The organism is Microcoleus sp. POL10_C6 (genome assembly GCF_036701585.1).
GTDB lineage: Bacteria > Cyanobacteriota > Cyanobacteriia > Cyanobacteriales > Microcoleaceae > Microcoleus.
Genome location: NZ_JAUBRB010000051.1, coordinates 1 through 24,402 on the forward strand (window position 1 = coordinate 1; position 24,402 = coordinate 24,402).

The following is a 24,402-nucleotide window of genomic DNA, read 5'->3' on the forward strand; positions in this document are numbered from 1 at the left end:
GATTTTAAATCACCCTAACCTTCCTTCAGTCTTGTCTTATGGTACTCTGGCTGCTTAAAAACTGTCCGGAGTATTGCTTTACAGGTTTACCATCATCTTTGTAAACTAATTTGACTGTAACCACTTAGTTAACTCCTTACTAAATTTTATTTCGGCTCGCCAGCTTCATATAATCCCATCTCTCACACAGAGAGAATATCAACATCGGGATTTTTTTTGCCCGGAACCAATACTCAATACAGTAGACGGATCGCACAAAAAATGTAAAGGGAAAAAAGTTGGAAAAAGTGGGAACTTCCTAAAATTCGGATGCGAGGCCCAAAAAGTTGGAAAAAGTGGGAAAAAGTTTGGTATAGTAACCATACCTATCTCACCATCCCACCTATGGATAGTCCTCAAATATTGCAATTTGTCGATGAAGCTGTCTATACCAACACAGGTAAACGTCTAAATAACTTGCACCGGAGGATTATCGCAGGAATACTGAATCGTCAAAGATATGCTGACGTTGCAGAAACTTATGGTTATAGTTCCCAGCACGTTAAAAAGGCTAGTCACGAACTTTTACAAATGTTATCTGAAGTGTTTGGCGAACAAGTTAAAAAAAGTAATCTTGAATCTGTTTTAGAACGGCAAATAAATGTAAATATAACTTTAGGTAATAAAAACGCTCACAATAAAAACAGTGTAAGTATAGGTTCTATCAACAATTGCCCTGAACCGTCTACTCGTACCCCAGAGAAAAGTCAGTGCGAAACTCCTGACTTTCATGACAATAATCAAGCTTTTATTGAAAAAATTGGTAAATTACGGCAGTTTGGCTTGAGCGACGAGCAAATTGCAGAGGTACTAGAACTACCCTTAGATGTGGTTAAGCAGGTTGATTTGGAAGAGTAAGTCTGCGCCCTGTGCCAATTTTACTGGAGCGGGCGATTCCCTACGGGATAGCTTCGCTTCACGCTCTTAGTTGTTTTGTTATAATCATCGAAGGTTGGCTTGTTGAAGTAAAATAAAATATTCCGAGATTTTTTTAGCTATGAACACAAAACTCATTGAATCCTTAGTACAAATCATCCAGACACTCTCAGAAGAGGAGCAATTGCTAATAAAAGCAAAACTATTTAATAACATCCCCTATCCTTCTACTGTGGAAATAACCCAGTTAGCCCAAAGCGGAGGAGCATTTCAATTCCTGGACGACGAACCTGATATTTACACCCTTGAAGATGGAGAGCCAATTTAGTGAAGCTAAAAAAAGGAGATATTGTTTTAGCTGAATTTCCCTTTACAGATTTGAGTCACAAAAAGTTACGTCCGGCTTTAGTGCTGTGGGCAAGTTCAACCATAGATGAAATTACGATCTGCTTCATTTTTTCGCAAAATGTCACTAGCCTAAGTTTAGATGAATTTGCTTTAAATGCTTCAGATCCCGAATTTCCCAGCACGGGATTAAAAGTATCTTCTAAAGTTAGAGTGACTCGGATTGTCAGTCTTGAACAGAGATTAATACTGAGACGATTGGGCGAGTTAGGAAGTCAGCAAATGCAGGAATTGAATGCAACTATCATACAAGCATTTCAATTAGTATAGCCTTGTTTACTCTTGCGTACTTGCCGGAAACGATCGCAAATCCCTGCAATAAAGGTTTCGCCGTCAATCGGTGGAGTATGTTCGCACATGGCAACAGCAGCATATATCTTAACTCGTACAGTATCGCTCCACTGGCGATCGGCGCGATCGTACTCATCTAACAATCGCAAAGCAACTTCACAAAACAAACTAGAATCATCGTGCAAACTCATAGGTAATATTCGTGATGCGGCCGCGCCAGTAGGGAAATAGCGAGCCATCAGGCAGTTGCCACGCCACCTCACCCGAAAGCGGAATCCGCATACCGTCTCGCAATTCGTAGTCCCAGAAACGGCCTTGCCAGGGCGCAAACACCACTCCCCCGTTAACTGTACGGGCGCGGGCCTCGGCGCGGACAGTGGCGATTAGCCCTGCTTCATCAAAGCGGAAATCCAGGGAAACAGCGGTGTCGCCATCCTGTAGCGTTGCTCTGGCGGAAGAATTGTCGATCGCCTCCCAGCGAACACCCTGACTCGGCAGCAGTCTCGTCGGATACCAAGCAGCCTCCGCGAAAAAGCGCATCAGTTCCCCTTGTGCAACTTCTGGAGTGCCGCGGATATCCGCCAGAGTCACCAGGCCAAGCAGCGCCGCATGGAGGATGCCTTCGCCAGAAATGTAGGCATCATGAACGAACGCATTGATAGCGGGCATCATGGCAATTCGCCCGTCCCAGTCAAAGCCAGGGCGTTGAGTAATTACCAGTTGAGTTGATGTGAAGGCGCTCCATTTTTCTGCGGTTTCGCTCATGTTAAACGTGCCTTGGTGGGAAGCCCGCGCTGCTACAATTAGCGGTTGTCCATCCTTGAGCACCGCGCGAAAGTAGCGCTGCACTGGCTGGGGTAAATCGGCAATTTCCCGCGCATCAAATGTGAGAGGTTTAATCGGCAAGCGTGCAGCTTCGAGATTGGCTCGCAGTTCCTTGGTACCGAGATGCCAGCGGTATGCTCCCAGGGCGATCGCCCCAACAATGCCAACTACAAGCGCCAGGATGATTAGTACGATCGGCGATCGCCACATGGTGATTCCTCTTGATAGGTAAAAACAAGTTAATCAAATGCGAGTCTTAAACCCATCTACCCACTACAACTCTCAGCGTTCCATCTGCCAAAGTTTCCTCTTCTTCAACATTAAAACCCTCTGACTGCACCGCCGCCATCAAACTTTTGCGCGCGTATTTTTGACTAATTAAATTAACAAATTCCTGCTGATTAATTCGAGCGCCCCAAAAATCCGCCACCAATTCGTAATCCTCTTCGCTGCGGCGAAAACCCAAATCGTAACCATTGGATTGCCGAATCACGTACTCCGCATTAGTTTTGTCACCGCGATAACCCCGTACCTGCACATTGCACTCTACTTGATAACCCAACTCTTCCAACACTTGATGTAGCAGTTCGCCGTTCTTGATCTGAACCTTGATAGTTGTGAAGTGTGACATATCACTTTCGGATTTTTGTGTGAAACGCTGATTTGATTATAATACTATCAAGTGCAACAGTCAATAAGTTAGAAATGGCGCTCTTAAACCAGGTTTGAGCGTCAGCGAAAGCAGCCAGGTTACAAGCTTCCGGATTCATCTGTGCAGAAATTAAAAACATAGTATCCGATAACAATTCCCCAGATTCATCCGTGAGTTCGCTTTCTTCAATCCTCCAATTCTTCAAATCTAAAATTTAAAATCTAAAATCCTATGATGGCCGATAATCCTAACCAACCCAGAGAATATGATGCCGTCCTCGGCGGCCAAAGTCAAATCCCGATCGCCGGCGCTGTTTTGGGAGGGATCGCTGGGGTCAAGCAGCGCTTCAACAGTCCTAGTATCGAGGCTCGGATTGCCGCTGTTAAAGATGCTCCTAAATACGGAGGCGCTGGTTTAAATTTAGCAATTGAGGCGCTGCTTGACTCCGCACCAGAAGTGCAGCGAGTTGCTTATTTAATTTTGCGATCGAGGACAGAACCTCTAGTGCGCCAAGCTTTAAAAGACTTCGTGCCTTACAAGCTTTTTGACTGCATCCGCAGTGTGAAAACTGGGACAAATGTTGCGATTAGTCCCGGAGGATCTCGCACGGCGAGTTTGCACGGGAAAATAGTTAGAATTTGCGATGTAGAGACAGGAGAAATACTCTATAGTGTTGACAAGTATCCCCGCGCTCAAGAAACTTTTGTGCTTTGCCAAGAAAGCGAAGTTTTTGTGAGGAGCAGAAATACTCCGAAACACCGCGCGATCGAAATTTGGCAGGGAGGAGAATTGCAGCATACTTCCCTCGGACATGAAGCGGAAATTAGCGCAATTGTCATCAGTCCCGACAGTCAAGTTATCGCCACAGGTTCGGCAGATACTACTATCAAAATTTGGAATTTAGAGACGGGTAAGTTAATCTGTACCTTTGGCAGTCTTTTAACTTGGGGAGCTCATAAAGCAGGAATTGTTAGTCTTGCTTTTAGCCCGATCGCACAAACTCTCGCTAGCAGCAGTTCTGACGGTACAATTAAACTGTGGAACCTCCGCAGCAGAGAATGCTCCCAAACAATTAAGGGTTACGCGAATTGTCTGGCTTTCAGCCCAGACGGGCAGACTTTGGCTACTGGCGGCTGGGACAGAAATATTCAACTGCGGCAGCTATCGAATCCAGATAGTTCAATCACTTTAGCAGGGCATTTTAACTCGATAAATGCGATCGCCTTTAGTGCCGACGGACTCACTGTTTTTAGTGCTAGTGCGGATGGTAATATCAAATTTTGGAATGCCAGTACCGGCGAACATATTCACACTCTCAGCGGACATCAAAACTCTGTTACTTGTCTTACTTTTAGCAGCGATGGTGCAACTATTATCAGCGGCAGTTTAGATAAAACTGTCAAAATTTGGGGAGTTAATTGAAGAAAGAAGGAAGTTCGACAACGGATTCGCTCCACGGATGTAGCGGATGGAAGAAATAGAGAATAGAGAATAGAGAATAGGGCATAGGGAATAGGGCATAGGGAATAGGGCAGAAGGCAGAAAGAAGAGGGAATCGACCTCATGATTTTCACAAATTAAGTACCTCCTAACCATTCAGGTGCTGGCTATATTTACAAATTCCAGATTCTAGATTCCTCGGTGCGTGAATCTACGCAAACAAATATAATAAATTTACAATCCCAGTTATTGTGCAAGCCTAAAATCGCGGAACTTATTTTTGCACTACTACAAATAGTTACCGTAAAAATACCGACTGGCAGGCATTATTCAGCTTATTATCAATTTGTGAACTGTCGCCGAAAAGCCTGAGCGAGCCGCAATTTCTGAATCCTTTAAAGTAGCTTTAATATATCGCATCTGGGTCGGATGAGTATTCCTGCTAATTGTAATATTTGACTGAAAAAGTTTATGCTTAAAAGATAGGCTAGGGTTAAATATACAGTGCGCCCTAGAGTAACCATGTCACACTGCAACCAATCCATCTGTCGTTCCCGCAATCTCGCAGAAATGTGCGATACTGCTGCCAGTTGGCAGCAAAAAGCCGATCGACTAACGGTAGAATTAAATACCACCCAGGAACTGCTTCACGCAGAAATCGATCGGCTCAAACAAGCCAACGAAACCCTTCACGCCGCTGTCAGTTGTGCCCCTATTTTCCTGTGGGCAACAGACAGAGACGGCAAGTTAACCCTTGCAGCAGGGAAAGGATTAGAAAATTTGGGACTCAAACCATGTGCAACTGTCGGGCTATCGATTTTTGAAGTTTACAGCAGCCAACCAGATATGTTAGAAAATATTGCCGAGGTATTAGCAGGAAACGATCGCAATTGGAATGCCCGAGAGGGGCATTTTATTCACGAAATTCGATCGGCAGCCCTGCGAGATGGAAACGGCGAAGTTGTCGGCGCAGTTGGTGTTTCTACTGAAATTACCGAGCGCGAGCACTCCATCGCAACTCTGGAAACGGCAAATCAAGAATTAGAAGAAAAACTTCAGCTGCAGACGGCAGTCTTCAATGCAGCACTTGCCGAAAGCGAAAAAAAGTACCGCAACCTCGTAGAAACCTCCCAAGAATTGATTTGGTCGATCGATATTGAAGGCCTCTTGACTTTTGTCAATTCCGCCGCCAAACGCATTTACGGTTACGAACCGCCAGAAATGATCGGACGCCGCTTCACCGATTTTTTAGTTCCCGATCAAGAAAGTAGACCAAGAGAAATATTTGCCCAACTTTTAGCGAGAACCAAACTTCAGCCACAAACAGCTAATTCTCCTTACGAAACAGTACACATTCGTAAAGACGGTACTCCCGTCCACCTGCGCGTCAACAGCATCGTCAACCAAGCTGAAAACGGCGCTATTTTAGGCTTGTGCGGAACGGCAACAGATATTAGCGATCACAAGCGGTCGGAAGAAGCACTCCAAGAAGCTACAGACCAACTTCGCGCCGTTTTGGATGCCGTACCCGGACTGATTTCTTGGATTAGTTCAGATTTGCGGTATATAGGAGTCAACCAGCACTTAGCAACCTCATTCAACCTGTCTCCTGAAAGCTTTGTCGGTCAAGAAATCAACTTTCTCGACAAAGGCTCGACTTTTGGAGAACTGATCAGAAAATTTTTTGACAGTTCATCTCAGCAAACCTGGCAAGAAATAGACATTGAAATTAACGGTTTCGTCCGCAACTATTTGATAGTAGCTCAGAAATATCATCAGGGAAGCGCAGCAGTTTCCGTAGGAATAGACATTACCGACCGCAAGCGTGCGGAAGCTCTCAAAAACCAATTGATCTGCTCGTTGCAAGAATCAGAACACAAATTTCGCAGCCTTTATGAAGCCACCAGCGACGCAGTAATGTTGCTTGACGAAAAGGAGTTTTTTGACTGCAACCTCGCTACCTTAAAAATATTTGGCTGTAGCAACACAAAACAATTTTACGGCAAAAAACTGAGCGACTTTTCCCCACAATTTCAGCCTAGTGGACAAGACTCATCCAGTCTAGCAATACAGAGAATATCGACAGCAATGCAAACAGGTAGCTGTCGCTTTGACTGGGTACATAAACGACTCGACGGTTCAGAATTTCCCGCTGAAGTGCTGTTAAATGCAATGGAAATTAAGGGACGAAAAGTAATTCAAGGAGTAGTGCGGGATATTACAGATCGCAAGCGCGACGAAGATGGCATCAAAGCATCCCTCGCAGAAAAAGAAGTTCTCCTCAAAGAAATTCACCACCGTGTCAAAAACAACCTCCAAGTTATTTCCAGTTTGCTCAAACTTCAGTCACGCTACATCCAAGACAGCCACGTTAGTGAAATGTTAAAAGAAAGTCAAAACCGAGTCAGATCAATGGCCCTGGTTCACGAACAATTGTATCAATCCAAAGACTTGTCAAACATTGACTTTGCTGAATACATCCAAAATCTCGCCCACAATTTATTCCAAGCTTATGAACTTCATGCAGAAGGCGTTAAGTTGCAAACAAATATTGCGCCGTCTTCTCTTAATATTGATACGGCAGTTCCTTGCGGGTTAATTATCAACGAGCTTGTGACAAATGCCCTAAAATATGCCTTTAAAGGACAAGTTAAAGGTAAAATTAACATTGATTTCACTTTAGATAATAACAGAGTTTGCGTGCTAACTGTGAGCGACAGCGGAATTGGTTTCCCTCAAGACTTAGATTATCGCAAAGCCCGAACTTTGGGCTTGCGACTGGTCGGGTCTTTAGTCAAGCAAATCCGGGGGAAAATAGAACTGTTAGAAACTCCTGGCACGACTTTTAGAATAACCTTTTCTCAACCCAAGTTGCACTCTGAGGAGAAAAATTAGTGTCCAACAAAAAAATTCTGATCGTTGAAGACGAGAGCATCATTGCGGAAGACATTTCCGACAGTTTGATATCTCTAGGATATAGAATAACTGGCATGGTCTATTCTGGAGAAGAAGCGATTGAATCGGCCGCCAACTTGCGCCCGGATTTAGTTTTAATGGATGTTAACCTGCAAGGAGAAATCGACGGCATTACAGCAGCCGAAGAAATTCGCTTGCGCTTTCAAATTCCGGTAGTTTATCTAACAGCTTATGCCGATGAAACTACTTTGCGACGAGTACATAGTACAAAACCGTTCGGCTATATTGTCAAGCCCTTTGAAGAAAAAAACTTGCACACAACTATTCAACTGGCACTCTACCGACATCAGTATGACAGCTTGACCAATTTGCCGAATCGTTCATTTTTGCGAGAAAATTTAAGTCGAGTATTAGATGGTCAAAAAGAATTGTCAGGAGTCATTCCCGTTGTCACGCTTAGCTTAGATAAAATCAACCGCATTAACAGTACCTGGGGACACGATATCGGCGACTCAGTGCTTTGCAGCATCGCCCAGCGCCTAACTAACTGCATGGACAACATTAATATTGTTGCTCGTTTGGAAGCGGCAGAATTCGCGCTGATTCTCAAACCAGTTGCAGAAAAACAGGATGTGGCTAAGATTGCTCAAAGCATTTTAGATATTGTATCCCAAGGTATGATTGTCAAAGATTGCGAAGTCTCTGTCACTGCTAGTATGGGGATCTGCTTGTATCCCGGAGACGGCACTGACGGAGATGAAATGCTGAAAAATGCTTATATAGCAATGTATCAATCTCAGCAGAAAGGCGGCAATACTTATCATTTTTATACTGCAAAGAATGCTAATTTTTTTATTAATACACTTCTTCAAGAAACTTCACTGCGCCAGGCTTTAAAAAGCTCAGAATTTGAAGTATACTATCAGCCGCAAATAGAAATCAAAACAGGTAAAATTATTGGTGCTGAAGCTTTGGTGCGCTGGAATCATCCAGAACGGGGGCGAGTTTCTCCGGGGGAATTTATTCCAATGGCTGAAGAAATGGGCTTGATTGCACCGTTGGGCGAATGGGTATTAGAGACTGCTTGCAGACAAACTAAAACATGGCAAAGAGCAGGTTTGCCACTCCTGCGAGTGGCAGTTAACGTGTCAGCCCGTCAATTCGAGCGCAAAAATTTCACGGAAAGAGTCAGGGAGATATTAACAGAAACTGGTCTTGATCCCAAGTGTTTGGAATTAGAACTGACGGAAAGTCTGGTTTTGCAAGACGAAATTGCAGCAGCTAAAGCTTTTACGATGTGGAAAGATCAGGGGATTAGGATAGCAATTGATGATTTTGGGACTGGATATTCTTCTTTGAGTTATCCGAAACGCTTTCCGTTTGATGCGATAAAAATAGACAAGAGTTTTATTTGCAACATTGCAGACGATCGCCAAAATGCAGCGATCACAATAGCGATTATTCAAATGGCACACTGCATGAACATGACGGTGGTGGCTGAGGGCGTAGAAAATAAGGAGGAACTTGATTTTTTGTGCGAGCACGAATGTGACGAAATTCAAGGCTATATTTTCAGTCAGGCTTTGCCAAGGTCTGAGTTTGAAGCGCTGCTGAAAAGCGATAAGTGCTGGAATTTAGATCAATTCCGGTTGCAATGCTCATGACTGTTAACTGTTGACTGTTGACAACTGACAACTGACAACTGACAACTGGCTAATTTAAAAGATACGATCGCCCAACCAACTTCCCAGCCACAGCCCGAAACCCGAAGTAGCCACCAACAGGATAACCGTGTAAAGCCCGCTGCTGGTGTGGATCAACCTTTCTGCAGCTACCATCCGCGCCACAACTCCAGCAATAATGCCGATCGCAGCCCAAGCCCCATAAACAGTCTTAGACCCGGCGATAGCAAAGGCTTGGACGATCGCCTCCAAGCCCGCCCCAGCCCAAGCCCCAGCCCACCCCCCAATCCCCAGCCCGATCGCACCAGAGAGCCCGACGGGGCCGCCAGAATTGACGCCTAGTTCCGTCGCCAGCCCGCACGTCAAGCCGACAATCGCCCAACACACGGCCGCCACCAACGCCTTAACCCAATAATTCCCAGGAACCGTTCCCGCCAGCAATCCCACCACTGTCACTACTCCCCCTACAGCCAAAACAGCAGCCACAGCCCGAGACTCAGCCTCGGAACTGGCGATCGCCCCCAAACCAGCCCCAACTGCGGCCCAAGCAGCCCCTGTGACCTTTCCTCCCGCCTGAAAACCAGCGATCGACCCCCCTACCGCCCCAGCCAAAACTAACGCCGCCAGCCACACTCTAGGCGTTGCTGAACCCTCCGCCAGCAAAATCGCGGCCCACAGCCAATCTGCACCGCAGATTAAAGCCCACATCCACAGCGGGGCGGCTGATTTCGTCAAAATCCAACCGGTCAAAGCGTAACTCGCCACGGCGATTGCCAGCGGCCACCAAGGGAAGCTTGAATAGTGTTGAGATGGCCGCACTTCCCTCGGCGCGCTTCGCGGTTTTGAGTATTGAGTTGAAAATTCTTTTTTCCTTTTCGAGGTAAGCTTTCGATAGTGTTGAGATGGCCGTGCTTCCCTCGCAACGCTTCGCCCTGGTTGCTTTCTGCCCCGCCACGCTTGGCGATTTTGAGTTGTAAATCGTTTCTTGCTTGAAGAGTTCTTTTGAGTTTGAAATTTTTTGGAGGCGGTTTTTGGGCGGGTTTGACTGCGCTGGGAACCAGGCCTAGCGGCTGATTTTCGAGAAGGCCTTCTCAGCGGCTTTTCCGGCGCAGGCGGCGGTGGCTGCGGAAACTGTTTTTCGATCGACCTCGATGATTCAGGCTGACTCAGAAACAACACCAACTGCTGGTAAGCTTCATTAATTTCTGTTAATCGTTGTTGAGCTTTTTGTTGCAGGCGATCGTTGTGGGCAAACCGATCGGGATGCCACACAAACGCTAAATCCCTGTAAGCGCGCTTAATTTCTTCTAGGGAACTTCCCGGCTCAATTTCGAGGATTTCGTAGCATCGATTAATGTCAGCCATAGGCTTGGGGCAGGTGTTTGTAAATTCGCGTGAAGCGAAGCTATCCCGTAGGGAATCGTACTTAACATCTTGTACTATTCTCAGCCAAGCTGCACAGTAAGCCGAGATCCGATCGAGTGTCAAGCGTCCTCAAGTCTGCGGGCCATCCTTCTGGTCGATCAATGCAGGCGGACAACTGAGTACAATGAGAAAATCCTTTCGTGCGATCGGTATTTGTGTCTGTGTCGGCAAATCAAGCTCCCATCTTCATCTTAGTTGACGGTCACTCCCTGGCCTTTCGCTCCTACTTCGCCTTCGCCAAAAGTCGAGACGGAGGCTTGCGAACTACGACAGGCATTCCCACCAGCGTCTGTTTTGGCTTTCTCAAGTCGCTGCTGGAAGTAATGGCGGCTCACGATCCCCAGTACATGGCGATCGCCTTTGACCTCGCCACACCCACTTTTCGCCACGAAGCAGACGACACCTACAAAGCGGGCCGAGCCGAAACACCGGAAGATTTTAAGCCGGATATCAAAAACCTGCAAGAACTCCTCACCTATTTAAATTTACCTGCAATAACTGCTCCGGGCTACGAGGCAGACGATGTTTTGGGAACTTTGGCAAACAAAGCCAGCGCGGCGGGTTATCAGGTCAAAATCCTCACGGGCGATCGAGATTTGTTTCAATTAGTAGAAACCGAAAAACAAATCAGCGTATTATATTTGAGTACCGATGAACTCAGGCGATCGGGCAAAGGCAAATCCCAAGAATACGGCCCGGAAGAAGTCAAAGCCAAACTCGGTATTTTGCCCGAACAAGTAATAGATTACAAATCCCTCTGCGGCGACAAATCCGATAACATCCCCGGAGTCAAAGGCATCGGCGACAAAACCGCCCTGCAATTGCTGGAAGCTTACAATTCCCTTGATGGAATTTATGCTGCTATAGATGAAATTAAAGGAGCAACTAAGAAAAAGCTAGAAGAAGGCAAAGAAGCTGCTTATCATTCTCAACGCATGGCGACAATTGTCCAAGACGTGCCATTAGAAATCAACTTAGAAGATTGCAAGCTTATAGGTTTTGACGAATCAGCCTTGATTCCAATGCTGGAAAAGTTGGAATTTAAAACATTTTTAAGCAAAGTTAAACAAATTCAAAAGCGTTTTGGTGGTGTTGAAGAAAAGGAAAAACAAGAAGAGGAATCCTCGTTCCCAGGCTCTGCCCGGGAACGCATATCCAGAGGCTCTGCCTCGTCTGAAAACACCCTAGAACAGGCATTGGAGGGTGTAAAAGAGCCATTGGAGGGTGTAGAAAAGCCCTTGGAACAGGGCGGGCAAGATGCCCACCCCACGTCACCTCAAACTTTTGAAAATTCAGAAGATAAAGCATTAGATTTCTATTCTCCCGACGAAACTAACGCAGATATGGAGAGAAAAAAAGCCGCTCAGCAACAGAAACAACCGCCAATTAAACCCCGAATAATTCAAACAACCGAACAGTTAAACGAATTAGTCCAACTGCTGGAAACTTTAACCGACAAAACCTCACCCGTGGCGTGGGATACCGAAACCACCGCCCTCGAACCGCGAGACGCCGAATTAGTCGGAATTGGCTGCTGTTGGGGCATCGGTGAAGAGGATCTCGCTTACATTCCCACGGGACACAAAACGGGCACAAACTTGGACAAAGCCACAGTTTTAAATGCTTTGCGTCCGATTTTGGAAAGCGAAAATTATCCGAAAGCGCTGCAAAATGCTAAGTTCGATCGATCGATCCTGCGATGTCAGGGAATTAAACTAGCCGGAGTCGTCTTCGACACCATGCTAGCCAGTTACGTACTCAATCCCGAAACCAGCCACAGTCTCAGCGAATTGTCCAAGAAACACTTAGTCGAGTCAGAAGACAATCACAGTGTCAGCGAATCGTTAAGGGAATACTTACGCACTAATCCCAAAAGTTATAATCAATTAGTACCAAAAAACAAAACAATTGCTGACATCAGCATTCGAGAAGTAGCCGACTACTGCGGCATGGATGTTTACACTACATTTCACTTAGTTGGGGAACTTAAAGCCAAATTGAAGGAAGCTGATGAATCTAGCTTTCCCGAAAAAACTTTGGAGGGGTTATTGCTGGAAGTAGAACAGCCCCTAGAACCAGTTTTAGCAGAAATGGAATACTGCGGAATTCGCATTGATTCAGCTTACCTGCAAGAACTGTCGCAACAGCTAGAAAAGAGCTTAACAGAAATAGAAGAAAAAACTTATCAAGCAGCGGGGAGAAAGTTTAATTTAGGTTCCCCGAAACAACTCAGCGAAATCTTGTTAGAAAAAATCCCCGATGAGTTTCAGAAAAAGTCTCGCAAAACTAAGACGGGATACTCTACAGATGCGGCTGTTTTGGATAAATTGCAAGGAGACCACCCGATTGTAGACGATTTATTAGAACACCGAACATTATCCAAGTTGAAATCAACTTATGTCGATGCTTTGCCTCAGTTAGTGCGTGCGGATACTGGGCGAGTGCATACAGATTTCAACCAAGCTGCAACTGGTACGGGAAGGCTTTCTTCTTCCAATCCCAATTTACAAAATATTCCCATCCGCACAGAGTTTTCACGGCAAATTCGCAAGGCTTTTTTACCAGAAGCAGGTTGGCTGATGGTGTCGGCTGACTATTCTCAAATCGAACTGCGAATTTTGGCTCATTTGAGTCAAGAACCTGTGTTAATTGAAGCTTATCAAAATAACCGAGATGTGCATACCGTGACGGCTCAACTGTTGTTTGAAAAGGAAGAAATTACTCCCGACGAGCGCAGGTTTGGCAAAACGATTAATTTTGGGGTAGTTTACGGTATGGGGGCGATTAAGTTTGGCAAATCGATGGGTAAAAGCGCAGCAGACGGCAAAGAGTTTATTAAGCGATTTAACGAACGTTACAGTAAAGTTTTTGAATTTTTGGAGAAAGTAAAAAAAGAGGCGATCGCCCTCGGCTATGTTACCACAATTCTAGGCCGCCGCCGCTATCTAAACTTCGACACAAATGGCAGCCTCCGCCGCTTACAAGGCAGCAATCCCGAAGACATTCGCTCAAACGAACTTAAATCTCTCAGCAGAGATGATGCCCAATCTTTGCGGGCGGCAGCCAACGCTCCCATTCAAGGTTCCAGTGCTGATATCATTAAACTTGCCATGATTGAGGTACACAAAATTTTGCAAAACTATCAGGCGCGGCTGCTGCTGCAAGTTCACGATGAATTAATATTTGAAGTACCTCCCGATGAATGGGAAGAATTGCAGCCGAAAATTAGAACTGCGATGGAAAATGCTCTGCAACTTAGCGTACCGCTGATAGTTGACATCCACGCTGGGCAAAATTGGATGGAAACTAAATAAAACACAGAAATATGAGCCAACCTAAAATCGCCATTTTCCCCAAAATAAAAACCTTAAGTGCAGTTGCTCTGCTATTGTTACTATTCGGGTGTCCACAAAAGTTAGCGCCCAACAACTATGCTGTCAAGCGAGTCAGCGACGGTGACACCCTCGTCGCCAGCGATAACGCCGGGAAAGATATAAAAGTGCGTTTTGCCTGCATAGATGCACCGGAAGTCGCGCACACAAATGCTGAGAAAAATAGCAAAGCAGCAGCAAAAAAAAATCAATTTAAGTGGGGAAATCTAGCGCACCAAAGAATGCAGCAGCTAGTCAAACAAGGAGGCGGTCGCGTTGTTTTGATGGTCACGGATACTGACCGCTACGGCCGCAAAGTTAGCGAAGTTCGCTTGCCAAATGGTACATTTGCCCAAGAAGTTTTGACCCGCGAAGGATTAGCAATGGTTTACCGTCCTTACTTGAAAAACTGTCCGAGTGCAAGTATTTTGGAACAAGCGGAAGCCGAAGCTAAGAAAAATCGCCGCGGCGTTTGGGGAGATTCTAAGTTTGTTCCCGCGTGGAAATTTCGGAACAGTGATAAATGATTGGAAAAAACCCGCTCGACTTCGCGATCGGGTAAAAAGAAGGAAAATGGTAGGAGTATGAGCTAACTCTTGCCTTCGGAGTTTTGTTAGTCTAGTATTGCCACAAGTTTCAACCGATTTGTATATTGACAGGGACAGGATTATGTTGTTGGCGTGGAATATGGGAACCTGTATCAGATATTTACAGTCTTGGACTTACTCAGGTTTTGTTAAACCCCGTCTCTACTATAAATCTTAGGTTTAGCTGCTCCGCATCGGCCCAGAAAGCGGGTTTCTAGATACCGATGCCGAGCGTCCTAATTTAGTAGAATACAATCAGGACGAGGTTCTGCTCCTACGGTCTACAATCTGTGGAGTTTCGGCGATAGCTGACGCCAGATCCATCTCAAACTAGACATGAGTTCGATCGCACTTTTCTCCGACCTGTTTTTTCGGAAAAGTCAACAAATGTGATAGGCTCCAGATAAACTAATAGACTGCTGACAAAAGCGGTCTATTGCAATCACCCAAAATTAACTTTAAGGGACATCAATGAATTTCAAACATCTGGTTATTTCCGGCCTTGCCCTGATCCTCGGTACTGCAATTGTAGGAAATGCGATTGCTCAAGAACTGACCGAAAACGAAAAAACGGTTATTTGTCGCTTGAAAACAGAAGTTGACCAGCGGAAAAGCAACGGTCAAAAATTAGTATTTGTGCCGTTGCTGGGCCAAGTTCGCAAGCAAGTTTCATCTCCTTTTAGAGCAACGCTGCATCCTAATGTGGAGTATGTTTTTGTTGCCACTTGCGACGGAAATTGCCAGGATTTAAACTTATCTCTCAAGGATGCAAGCGGTCAGGAAGTCGCTGTGAGTCAAAAAACAGGCGAATTGGCGTCAATCTCTTTTACTCCCCCCTCCCAAGGCGAATATCAAATCACTGCTAAGCCTGGGGAATGCACGACGGCAGAGGGTTGCAGTTACGGCCTGGGAATCTTCGTTCCTGCCTCTGCTAGCGTACCTAATGCTTCAAGAATTCCTGCTGAGATAGCACAATTTCGACTTTGCCAGTAGGGGAACAGCGATAGAGTTGTGGGTTGCGAGTAGAGTAGAGTTTTTAATCAGAAATCTAACTCATAACTTGCAACTTATAACTCGCAACTTATCTCGCAACCACGCCAGACGGTGAGTAGGTTCTTAATTAGTGAAACCATGCCTTTGACTGGTTCTTACTTCTTGCTTTTTTTACTCTGAGCGACTTGCCCTGCCCTTCGACTTGGCTCAGGAACCGCGACTTGCCCGATCGCATCGCCGAAGGGAATGTAGCCGAAGGCAGCCGAAGAGCCTTCTTCCTTCTGCTATAATTTGTTACGCATAACTGCTCCAAACTGTCAAGCCGATCGAGCTGTGGAACCCTGCAAAGACCCCACAACTGCCGAAACCTGGCTTGAAGCCAGAACTTTATTTACCCTCATGCAGGCATCAATTAGAATATAGATGGTGCCTCTCAAAGGTGACGAGTACATTGCCCATGTCTTTAACCTTAGCTTTGAAAAATCAACTGCAGAACCGTCCTCAAATAGGGTTGAAAAGTCTGTTGGGCCGCTTAGGTATCAGGCAGAAAATCGGCTGCGGATACGCCTTGGTCATTGGTATTGCCGTTTTGGGTGCTGTGGCGGGACGGGGAGTAGAATCCTATCACAAACAGCAAGTTAGAGAAAAACTAGCGATCGACCGAGATAAAGCGGAAATCCTGACAAACCTCAATAACACGGTGCAGGAAGTCAGAATTCAGCAGCAAGAGCTCGCGAGTCTGACGACCAAACCGCAAATTTTCGATCGGGAACGATCGGAATTCCTGACTCGCGTTGCTCAGATGAGCGGCATCCTCGAACAACTGCAAACCCTACCGCCGACGAAGAATGCCGATATTGCCAAAGACTACCAACTGCTTCAACAGTTCGCTCAAGTCAACGGCAAAACCGTAGAATCATACTTTCAACAAGTACAAAAATTGTTGGCTACTGCGAAATTATCTGCTTTGAATCCGCAACAGCAGCAGGCTTTCGGGCGGAACTTGAACAATTTTGTGGCGGGCGAAACTGCTTTGAAACTCAAACAGTTTTCCGAGGATTCAGCCCAACTGGCCGTCAACTTTCGCGAGAAAGCAGACGAGGCATTGAGAACCTACGAAAATGCCGAAAAACTCGGAACTCTCATTCTCGTTGGCTCTCTCTTGATATCAGGTGCGATCGCAGCAATTCTAGCAGCATACACCAGCGGGGCGATCGCTCGCTCCCTAGAAGCCACCACCCTCATTGCTCAGCGAGTGACAGAAGAATCTAACTTTGACCTGCAAGTACCCGTCACTACTTCCGACGAAGTGGGAATGCTAGCAATTTCCCTCAACGAACTAATCCAAAGAGTAGCGGAATACACAGAAGAATTGCACGAAGCAAAAGTAGCCGCCGAAGCTGCTAACCGCTCGAAAAGTGCATTTCTCGCCAACATGAGCCACGAACTACGCACCCCCCTCAACGCCATCATTAACTACAGCGAAATGCTGCAAGAAGATGCTCAAGATTCCGGTTCAGAAGACTTTCTCCCGGACTTAGAAAAAATTCAAACCGCAGGCAAACACCTGCTGGATATGATCAGCGACATCCTCGACATTTCCAAAATAGAAGCCGGTCACGTCACCCTTTATTTGGAAAACTTCGACGTGGCGACCATGATTGAAGAAGTGATGACTACGGCTCAACCGCTAGTAGAAAAAAAAGGCAATGCTTTAGCACTAAAAACAAAAGGCGAACTCGGCACAATGTACGCCGATCAACCGAAAGTGCGGCAAATTCTCCTTAATTTGCTCAGCAATGCTGCCAAATTTACCGAAAAAGGCGTCATTACTATCGGCGTGGAAAGAATTAAAATTGAAAAATCAAGACCGACGAAACCAAATAAAAATAATGATATTCAATCGGGTTCAAGCTACACTTCTCAAGTTTTAATGTTTCGAGTCAGCGACACCGGCATCGGCATGACAAACGAGCAATTAGAGCAGATATTTAAACCTTTTACCCAAGCTGATGCTTCGACTACCCGCAAGTATGGAGGCACAGGTTTGGGATTGACAATTAGCCAGCGTTTGTGTCAAATTCTCGGTGGCGAAATTAGCGTTGAAAGCGAAGACGGTAAAGGTTCAACTTTTATTGTCAGTCTCCCGGAACGGGTGGTAATGCAGGCATGAAGTCAATCGATTTTAGATTTTAGATTTTAGATTTTAGATTGAAGGATTGACCCCACGGATAAATTCGGGGGCTTGTATCCTGGATGCTTTCGGTCAGGCAAGATAGGGATTTTGACACGGATACACGGATTAATTATTGAGCATTCGTCAATAGTCAGGAGGCAGATATTCAAGGACAAAGAAAGAGCGAGGAAGGAAGGAAGAGGGAAATTTTAAAATCTATTGATATAGCAACCGCCAAGGCGGTTAGGGCATAAAGTGTAAATAGCCCCAATTGCCGTGCGATCGCAAAACCCATCTCCAAAGTTGTACTCTTAAATATCAATACTTGGGACAGTTTTTGATTACCAACCGTAGAATAAGGGTTTCAAGACTCCAAGGCGATCGAGCTATCAACGAAAAATCCAAGGTTTCTGACTACGAAATAAAAACAGTTCGGACTATTGAAATATCAGGGCTTATGAATATTACTCGCGTCTCAGTTGACTCAGCAGGCAATCAGGCCAATCAAAATCCATCGGTAACCTCCGATCCTTCTATTTCGTCCGACGGGCGGTTTGTGGCGTTTGAATCTCCAGCATCTAACCTCGTGCCGGGGGACACTAACGCTAGTACTGATGTCTTTGTGCGTGACACGTTAGCCAATACCACGACCAGTGTCTCAGTTGACTCAGCAGGCAATCAGGGAAACGGCTTTTCCTTCAGCTCCTCCGTCTCAGCCGACGGGCGGTTTGTGGCGTTTGAGTCTGGTGCCACAAATCTCGTACCGGGGGACACTAACAATGCAAACGACATCTTCGTGCGGGACTTGTTGACGAATACTACCACCAACGTCTCTGTTGACTCAGCAGGTAATCAGGGGAACAGCCGTTCCGCCAGCCCCTCCATCTCAGCCGACGGGCGGTTTGTGGCATTTTTCTCTTATGCCACAAACCTCGTGCCGGGGGACACTAACAATAGCGGCGACATCTTCGTGCGAGACTTGTTGATGAATACCACCACCCGCGTCTCAGTTGACTCAGCAGGCAATCAGGGAAACAAGTATTCCGGCGAACCCTCCATCTCAGCCAACGGGCGGTTTGTGGCATTTAGGTCTGAGGCCACAAACCTCGTACCGGGGGACACTAACAATAACACCGACATCTTCGTGCGGGATTTGTTGACGAATACCACCACCCGCGTTTCTGTTGGCTCAGCAGGTAATCAGGGGAATAATGGGTTCGGCGAACCCTCCATCTCAGCCGACGGGCGGTTGGTGGCATTTTCTTCTAATGCTACCAACCTCGTGCCGGGGGATACTAACAATAGACACGACATCTTCGTGCGGGACACGCTAGCCAATACCACCACTCGCGTCTCTGTTGACTCAGCCGGCAATCAGGCGAACGATTCCTCCGTCTTCAGCCCCTCCGTCTCAGCCAACGGGAGGTTTGTGGCGTTTTCTTCTAATGCCTCCAACCTCGTGCCGGGGGATAGTAACAATAGCCACGACATCTTCGTGCGGGACTTGTTGACAAATACCACCACCCGCGTCTCAGTTGACTCAGCCGGTAATCAGGGGAACAACGGGTCTTTTGAGCCCTCCATCTCTGCAGATGGGCAGAGAGTAGCGTTTTCATCTGAGGCTAGTAACCTCGTACCGGGGGATACTAACTTTACTTTCAATAGCCGCCTTGATGTCTTTGTTTCTGACACCGGCAGCACTCCAGGCAACCCTCCTGATAACAGCATCAACGGCAGTCCCGACAACGACATCCTGTTTGGCACCAGCGGCAACGATACCATCAACGGTGTGGAAGGGAATGACGTACTTATGGGTTTACGAGGCAACGATATGCTTGTCGGGGGCGACGGCAGCGATGTCCTGAATGGTGGCAAAGGTTTTGACACCCTCAACGGCGGTTTAGGAAACGATATTCTACTCGGCGGCGGGGGCAACGATGTCTTTGTTTTAGGTGTCGGATTGGGAGTTGATACGATCGCTGATTTCGCCAACTCTCAAGATACCGTGCAATTAATCAATGGCTTGACCTTCGGACAACTATCAATTTCGCCGGGAACTGACGGCACATTAATTACAGTAACCAGCAGCGGTGAAGTTTTAGCTTCTTTGATAGGTGTTGCTCCCAATCTCATCGGTTCTGAAGATTTTATCTCGGTATAGAGATAGTAAAGCGGTCATTTGTGAAATCACTTTTACTCAGGGAACATGATTAAAATTGGCAAACAATCTTTGGCATTAATAGGCACAATTATTGCAGTTTTGTAACCTACTTTTACCGCTAATTCACAAGAAAGCAACAGCGAACTGAGCAAAGTTCAATTTTTCTGAGAAGCCCAAAAATGGTTGTTGCCGATCGAGAAACAGTCTCTGCGATCGGCAACAACCCCGCCAATCTGTCTTGTCCGAACCTCCGCCGCCCCTTTTACCGTCGTTGGAGCGTGTAATCGAACAGTTTTTGAAATATTGTTGACTGTTGACTGTTGACTGTTGACTGTTGACTGTTGACTGTTGACTGTGAGTCAAAAAAATGAAAACTGCGCGAATTATTTGTTGGCAGCTTGATTCGACTTTACGCCCGACGAGGAAACGCGGATTTGATATCCTTCCGGCGCAGCCGGGTTTGATATCAATTATCACAATAAAGAATAATTAACAACCCGACCCGGACTGACGCACAGACTCTATCTGTAGGTGCGCCGTGTGCACCTTAAATATAGGGGTTCTGCGTAAGTTTTGATAATTCCCAGGTCAAAACCTGGGAATATAGCAAGCCTAAAGAACAAAGCCTTGTACAACAGTAGTTTTCAAGACTCCTTCAAAAGTGCGTTCTGTCTTGTCCAGCAGGACAACGACATTGCGCCCGTTCGGAGACAAACGAACTTCTCGGATTGAATAAGAGAACACCCAATCTTGAAAATTGTTCAGCGTTCCGAGGACACGCTGCCGACCGTTATGATTAATTACAAGACGCATGGCCGCGCTTTCTCTGCCAGCCGAAGCATTTTTTTGCCGCTGTTCCAGGCGAATTTGTAACGGCTTTGCTGTATTGACTTTGACGGCGACGGTCTCGCTTCCATTGGCTCCGGGAGTACGAGAAATAATGTTCAGTTTAGTTCCAGCTTGAGGAGGAGTTAACTTCAAAGTTTGCCTGCTATTCCAACTTTTTTTAAGCAAGTCATCTTCTGCCATTTTAGTGCTTTTATTGGAGTCAGGCTCGCCATATTTAGTTTCGATACACCCATTTTTGATGCAGGAATTTGCAGCAACTTGGACAATTTGCAATTCGGCTTTGGGAATTCCCGCTCCAGTATCTCTGGAACTTTCTAGATACAAGTAGTAATTGCTGTCGGCGGAAAAGCCAGACATCCGGTGTGCGGCACGCCAGGTACTTGCCAAAGCTTCAGGGGCTAGTGCGATCGCGGAACTTGCTATAATACCTAACGAAATTAAACGTACAATTTTCATAGCTATATTTTCCAGGTGTGAGAGTTATAGCGGCTGTTATTGATGAGTAAAACAATAACGCTTCGGGTTTCGCTATAGGACTGTGACGCTTCTCAAGTCCTCTCTCCTATTTACATGAGTGTTTCTCCATTTTCCGCAGCAGGAGACTGTTTAAGAATGTGCCGTTTTTTCAAGTGGCACTAGAAAGCATTTTTAATGTGAGATTTGGTCTTATCTCACATCTTGCACTATTCTCAAGAACAGGCAAGATGCCTGTTCCACAAAGAGTGAATTTTCTTCTTGGGGAACAGGCATCTTGCCTGTTCATAAAAAGCTTATTGACAATGGTGCAACATCTCAGTCTGATCCAAGAGCCCAACTTTTAGGTGCGAAAGTTTGCTTTTCCTTGCGAGAGACTGCTACACAGGACGGAAATACCTATCTCAAGATAGGGGAACACCGATCCGCCCCCCGTCTGCAACTCCCTACAATGACAATTGTATGGGCGATCGAGCAATTGCCTCTACAGCAGCCATCATTTTTAATGCAGGGAATTAAAATTTATGCAACCGAATAATCCAAACCAATTTACCGAAAAAGCCTGGGAAGCCCTCGCCCGCACCCCCGAAATTGTCAAAGCAGCCCAGCAGCAGCAGCTAGAAAGCGAACACTTGATGAAAGCTTTGCTGGAACAAGAATCGGGACTTGCTAGCAGCTTATTTAACAAAGCGGGAGTTTCTGTAGCAAAATTGCGCGATCGCACTGATGAGTTTATCAGTCGTCAGCCCAAAATTACTGGAAGCGGCGGCAACGTTTATCTAGGTCGTTCTCTCGACACTTTGCTCGATCGCGCCGAAACTTATCGCAAAGACTACGGCGATGAATTTATTTCGATCGAGCATTTGATACTAGGTTACGTTAAGGACGATCGTTTTGGCAAAAATCTACTACAAGAATTTAAACTAGATGAAGCCAAGCTTAAAGATATCATTACCCAAGTCCGGGGGAAGAACAAAGTGACCGATCAAAATCCAGAAGGCAAATACGAAGCGCTGGAAAAATACGGCAGAGATTTGACAGAAGCAGCGCGTCAAGGCAAACTCGATCCGGTAATCGGACGGGATGACGAAATCCGCCGCACGATTCAAATTTTGAGCCGTCGTACCAAAAATAATCCGGTATTGATTGGGGAACCGGGAGTCGGCAAAACTGCGATCGCCGAAGGACTCGCCCAGCGAATTATCACCGGAGATGTGCCGCAATCTCTCAAAGACAGACAATTAATTAGCTTAGATATGGGCGCATTAATTGCAGGGGCAAAATTCCGGGGGGAATTTGAAGAACGCTTGAAAGCGGTGCTCAAAGAAGTGATGGACAGCAACGGCAAAGTCATCTTATTTATCGATGAAATTCACACCGTTGTCGGGGCCGGCGCAACTCAAGGATCGATGGATGCCGGCAACTTACTTAAACCCATGTTAGCGAGGGGAGAATTGCGCTGTATCGGTGCAACAACTCTCGACGAATACCGCAAGTACCTCGAAAAAGATGCGGCACTAGAACGCCGTTTTCAACAAGTTTATGTTGACCAACCCACTGTTGAAGATACTGTCTCGATTTTGCGGGGATTGAAAGAACGGTACGAAGTTCACCACGGCGTTAAAATTTCTGACAGCGCCCTAGTGGCGGCGGCTACTTTGTCTACTCGATATATAAGCGATCGCTTCCTCCCCGACAAAGCCATTGATTTAGTGGACGAAGCAGCAGCTAAACTCAAAATGGAGATTACCTCCAAGCCGGAAGAACTCGACGAAATCGATCGCCGGATTTTGCAGCTAGAAATGGAAAGACTGTCGCTGCAAAAAGAAAGCAATGCGGCTTCTATCGAACGCTTGGAAAGACTGGAAAAAGACTTAGCGAACCTCAAGGAACAGCAAAGCGCTTTGAATGCCCAGTGGCAATCGGAAAAAGGTGTGATCGGCAGCATTCAAAAGATTAAAGAACAGATTGATAAGGTGAATATTGAAATTCAGCAGGCTGAATTAAAATATGACCTGAACCGTGCTGCTGAGTTGAAATATAGCAAGTTAACCGAATTACAAAAACAACTGCAAGAAGCTGAATCTCAACTTTCAGCAACTCAAACCACAGGTAAAACTTTGCTGCGGGAAGAAGTCACGGAAGGTGACATTGCGGAGATTATTTCCAAGTGGACGGGAATTCCGATTAGCAAGTTGGTTGAATCGGAAATGCAGAAACTTCTGCACTTGGAAGATGAACTGCACAAGCGGGTAATTGGACAGGATGAAGCAGTGACTGCGGTTGCAGATGCAATTCAGCGATCGCGCGCAGGTTTAGCCGACCCAAATCGTCCGGTTGCGAGTTTTATCTTCCTCGGCCCCACGGGTGTTGGTAAAACCGAGTTAGCCAAAGCATTAGCGGCTTATCTGTTCGACACGGAAGAAGCGATCGTGCGAATTGATATGTCGGAATACATGGAGAAACACGCAGTTTCGCGGTTAATTGGTGCGCCTCCGGGATACGTTGGCTACGATGAGGGTGGACAATTAACTGAGGCTGTGCGCCGCCGTCCTTACTCAGTGATTCTATTCGATGAAATCGAGAAAGCGCACCCGGATGTATTCAACATCATGCTGCAAATTCTGGATGACGGCCGCGTTACTGATGCTCAAGGTCACACGGTAGACTTTAAGAATTCTGTGATTATTATGACATCGAATGTCGGCTCTCAATACATTTTAGATGTGGCGGGAGATAACGAACAAATGCGGAGTCGGGTAATGGAAGCGATGCGGGGAACTTTCCGCCCGGAATTCTTGAACCGGATTGATGAGATGATTATCTTCCACGGTTTGAGTAAGACCGAACTGCGGCAGATTGTGCTGTTGCAAGTGAAGCGGTTGGAAAAACGGTTAGCCGATCGCAAGATGTCTCTGAAATTGTCGGAATCTGCGATAGACTTCTTAGCAGAAATTGGTTACGATCCGGTTTACGGTGCGCGGCCATTGAAGCGGGGAATTCAACGCGAGTTGGAAACGCAAATGGCGAAGGGTATTTTGCGGGGAGATTTTGCTGACGGCGATACCATTTTTGTGGATATCGAGAATGAAAGGTTGGCGTTTAAGCGGCTGCCGGCACAGTTGGTGACTGCGAAATAATTTGAGTAGGGTGGGCTGCGGCCCACCTTATTTTTTTGAGGCGGTGGTTCTTTTTTTTACCGCAGATGTAGGCGGATGGACGCGGATGGACGCGGATGGA

At 46.2% G+C, this 24,402-nt stretch carries 17 protein-coding genes; 12 read left to right on the forward strand and 5 right to left on the reverse strand.

Annotated elements, in window-relative coordinates; translation table 11 throughout:
* The first annotated feature begins 384 nt into the window (after window positions 1-384).
* The 3 genes from QUA34_RS23240 (at window position 385) to QUA34_RS23250 (ending at window position 1,590) form a co-directional block, all read left to right on the forward strand.
* Entirely contained in the window at window positions 385-897 is a 513-nt protein-coding gene (locus tag QUA34_RS23240; protein WP_333389378.1) for a hypothetical protein, read from the forward strand.
* Window positions 898-1,036: 139 nt separating this feature from the next.
* Window positions 1,037-1,243, forward strand: a complete 207-nt coding sequence (locus QUA34_RS23245; protein WP_333389380.1) for a hypothetical protein — start codon at window positions 1,037-1,039, stop codon at window positions 1,241-1,243.
* Entirely contained in the window at window positions 1,243-1,590 is a 348-nt protein-coding gene (locus QUA34_RS23250) for a type II toxin-antitoxin system PemK/MazF family toxin (protein ID WP_333389382.1), read from the forward strand. The genes QUA34_RS23245 and QUA34_RS23250 overlap by 1 nt, the downstream gene beginning before the upstream one ends.
* Here the strand turns inward: QUA34_RS23250 and QUA34_RS23255 are convergent.
* The 3 genes from QUA34_RS23255 to QUA34_RS23265 are packed head-to-tail and all read right to left on the reverse strand — an operon-like array spanning window position 1,578 to window position 3,067.
* Complete coding sequence (locus QUA34_RS23255) at window positions 1,578-1,802, reverse strand: hypothetical protein (protein WP_333389384.1); 225 nt, start codon at window positions 1,800-1,802, stop codon at window positions 1,578-1,580. The genes QUA34_RS23250 and QUA34_RS23255 overlap by 13 nt on opposite strands.
* On the reverse strand, window positions 1,786-2,646 hold the full coding sequence (locus QUA34_RS23260) for a DUF6920 family protein (protein ID WP_333389386.1): 861 nt from the start codon (window positions 2,644-2,646) through the stop codon (window positions 1,786-1,788). The genes QUA34_RS23255 and QUA34_RS23260 overlap by 17 nt, the downstream gene beginning before the upstream one ends.
* A gap of 46 nt (window positions 2,647-2,692) precedes the next feature.
* Window positions 2,693-3,067: a DUF1257 domain-containing protein gene (locus tag QUA34_RS23265; protein WP_333321831.1), complete on the reverse strand. Its 375-nt coding sequence runs from the start codon at window positions 3,065-3,067 to the stop codon at window positions 2,693-2,695.
* A 252-nt stretch (window positions 3,068-3,319) separates the two neighbouring features.
* On the opposite strand from QUA34_RS23265, the gene QUA34_RS23270 reads away from it, so the two are divergent.
* The 3 genes from QUA34_RS23270 (at window position 3,320) to QUA34_RS23280 (ending at window position 9,108) form a co-directional block, all read left to right on the forward strand.
* Window positions 3,320-4,510 carry a WD40 repeat domain-containing protein gene (locus QUA34_RS23270; RefSeq protein WP_333321829.1) on the forward strand — a complete coding sequence of 397 codons (1,191 nt, stop codon included), beginning with the start codon at window positions 3,320-3,322 and terminating at the stop codon, window positions 4,508-4,510.
* 540 nt (window positions 4,511-5,050) lie between these two features.
* A complete protein-coding gene (locus QUA34_RS23275) occupies window positions 5,051-7,423 on the forward strand; it encodes a PAS domain S-box protein (protein WP_333389388.1) in 2,373 nt (790 codons plus the stop codon).
* Complete coding sequence (locus QUA34_RS23280) at window positions 7,423-9,108, forward strand: EAL domain-containing protein (RefSeq protein ID WP_333389390.1); 1,686 nt, start codon at window positions 7,423-7,425, stop codon at window positions 9,106-9,108. Before QUA34_RS23275 ends, QUA34_RS23280 begins: the two co-directional genes overlap by 1 nt.
* Window positions 9,109-9,162: 54 nt before the next feature.
* Here QUA34_RS23280 and QUA34_RS23285 read toward each other — a convergent pair whose 3' ends face one another.
* The gene (locus QUA34_RS23285) at window positions 9,163-10,491 is read right to left on the reverse strand and encodes a J domain-containing protein (RefSeq protein WP_333389392.1); all 1,329 of its coding nucleotides are present in this window, start codon (window positions 10,489-10,491) and stop codon (window positions 9,163-9,165) included.
* Window positions 10,492-10,691: 200 nt separating this feature from the next.
* Here QUA34_RS23285 and polA point away from each other — a divergent pair, with 200 nt between their 5' ends.
* From polA to QUA34_RS23310, 5 genes are all read left to right on the forward strand, one after another.
* On the forward strand, window positions 10,692-13,865 hold the full coding sequence (gene polA, locus QUA34_RS23290) for a DNA polymerase I (protein WP_333389394.1): 3,174 nt from the start codon (window positions 10,692-10,694) through the stop codon (window positions 13,863-13,865).
* An 11-nt stretch (window positions 13,866-13,876) separates the two neighbouring features.
* On the forward strand, window positions 13,877-14,449 hold the full coding sequence (locus tag QUA34_RS23295) for a thermonuclease family protein (protein ID WP_333389396.1): 573 nt from the start codon (window positions 13,877-13,879) through the stop codon (window positions 14,447-14,449).
* A 531-nt stretch (window positions 14,450-14,980) separates the two neighbouring features.
* Window positions 14,981-15,502 carry a hypothetical protein gene (locus QUA34_RS23300; protein ID WP_333321817.1) on the forward strand — a complete coding sequence of 174 codons (522 nt, stop codon included), beginning with the start codon at window positions 14,981-14,983 and terminating at the stop codon, window positions 15,500-15,502.
* 457 nt (window positions 15,503-15,959) lie between these two features.
* Entirely contained in the window at window positions 15,960-17,675 is a 1,716-nt protein-coding gene (locus tag QUA34_RS23305; protein ID WP_333389398.1) for an ATP-binding protein, read from the forward strand.
* A 460-nt stretch (window positions 17,676-18,135) separates the two neighbouring features.
* The gene (locus QUA34_RS23310; protein ID WP_333389401.1) at window positions 18,136-19,839 is read left to right on the forward strand and encodes a calcium-binding protein; all 1,704 of its coding nucleotides are present in this window, start codon (window positions 18,136-18,138) and stop codon (window positions 19,837-19,839) included.
* 612 nt (window positions 19,840-20,451) lie between these two features.
* Here QUA34_RS23310 and QUA34_RS23315 read toward each other — a convergent pair.
* On the reverse strand, window positions 20,452-21,144 hold the full coding sequence (locus QUA34_RS23315; protein WP_333389403.1) for a DUF2259 domain-containing protein: 693 nt from the start codon (window positions 21,142-21,144) through the stop codon (window positions 20,452-20,454).
* 542 nt (window positions 21,145-21,686) lie between these two features.
* Here QUA34_RS23315 and clpB point away from each other — a divergent pair.
* Window positions 21,687-24,302 (forward strand): ATP-dependent chaperone ClpB, encoded by a 2,616-nt coding sequence (gene clpB / locus QUA34_RS23320; RefSeq protein ID WP_333389405.1) that lies wholly within the window; start codon window positions 21,687-21,689, stop codon window positions 24,300-24,302.
* Window positions 24,303-24,402 lie beyond the last annotated feature (100 nt).

Excerpts from the sequence above, each read along its gene's own strand:
- QUA34_RS23310 (WP_333389401.1), top strand. The coding sequence starts at position 18,136 with ATGAATATTACTCGCGTCTCAGTTGACTCAGCAGGCAATCAGGCCAAT.
- QUA34_RS23240 (WP_333389378.1), top strand. The coding sequence starts at position 385 with ATGGATAGTCCTCAAATATTGCAATTTGTCGATGAAGCTGTCTATACC.
- clpB (WP_333389405.1), top strand. The coding sequence starts at position 21,687 with ATGCAACCGAATAATCCAAACCAATTTACCGAAAAAGCCTGGGAAGCC.
- QUA34_RS23315 (WP_333389403.1), bottom strand. The coding sequence starts at position 21,144 with ATGAAAATTGTACGTTTAATTTCGTTAGGTATTATAGCAAGTTCCGCG.
- QUA34_RS23245 (WP_333389380.1), top strand. The coding sequence starts at position 1,037 with ATGAACACAAAACTCATTGAATCCTTAGTACAAATCATCCAGACACTC.
- QUA34_RS23275 (WP_333389388.1), top strand. The coding sequence starts at position 5,051 with ATGTCACACTGCAACCAATCCATCTGTCGTTCCCGCAATCTCGCAGAA.
- QUA34_RS23270 (WP_333321829.1), top strand. The coding sequence starts at position 3,320 with ATGATGGCCGATAATCCTAACCAACCCAGAGAATATGATGCCGTCCTC.
- QUA34_RS23265 (WP_333321831.1), bottom strand. The coding sequence starts at position 3,067 with ATGTCACACTTCACAACTATCAAGGTTCAGATCAAGAACGGCGAACTG.
- QUA34_RS23300 (WP_333321817.1), top strand. The coding sequence starts at position 14,981 with ATGAATTTCAAACATCTGGTTATTTCCGGCCTTGCCCTGATCCTCGGT.
- QUA34_RS23255 (WP_333389384.1), bottom strand. The coding sequence starts at position 1,802 with ATGAGTTTGCACGATGATTCTAGTTTGTTTTGTGAAGTTGCTTTGCGA.
- QUA34_RS23305 (WP_333389398.1), top strand. The coding sequence starts at position 15,960 with ATGTCTTTAACCTTAGCTTTGAAAAATCAACTGCAGAACCGTCCTCAA.
- QUA34_RS23260 (WP_333389386.1), bottom strand. The coding sequence starts at position 2,646 with ATGTGGCGATCGCCGATCGTACTAATCATCCTGGCGCTTGTAGTTGGC.
- QUA34_RS23295 (WP_333389396.1), top strand. The coding sequence starts at position 13,877 with ATGAGCCAACCTAAAATCGCCATTTTCCCCAAAATAAAAACCTTAAGT.
- QUA34_RS23285 (WP_333389392.1), bottom strand. The coding sequence starts at position 10,491 with ATGGCTGACATTAATCGATGCTACGAAATCCTCGAAATTGAGCCGGGA.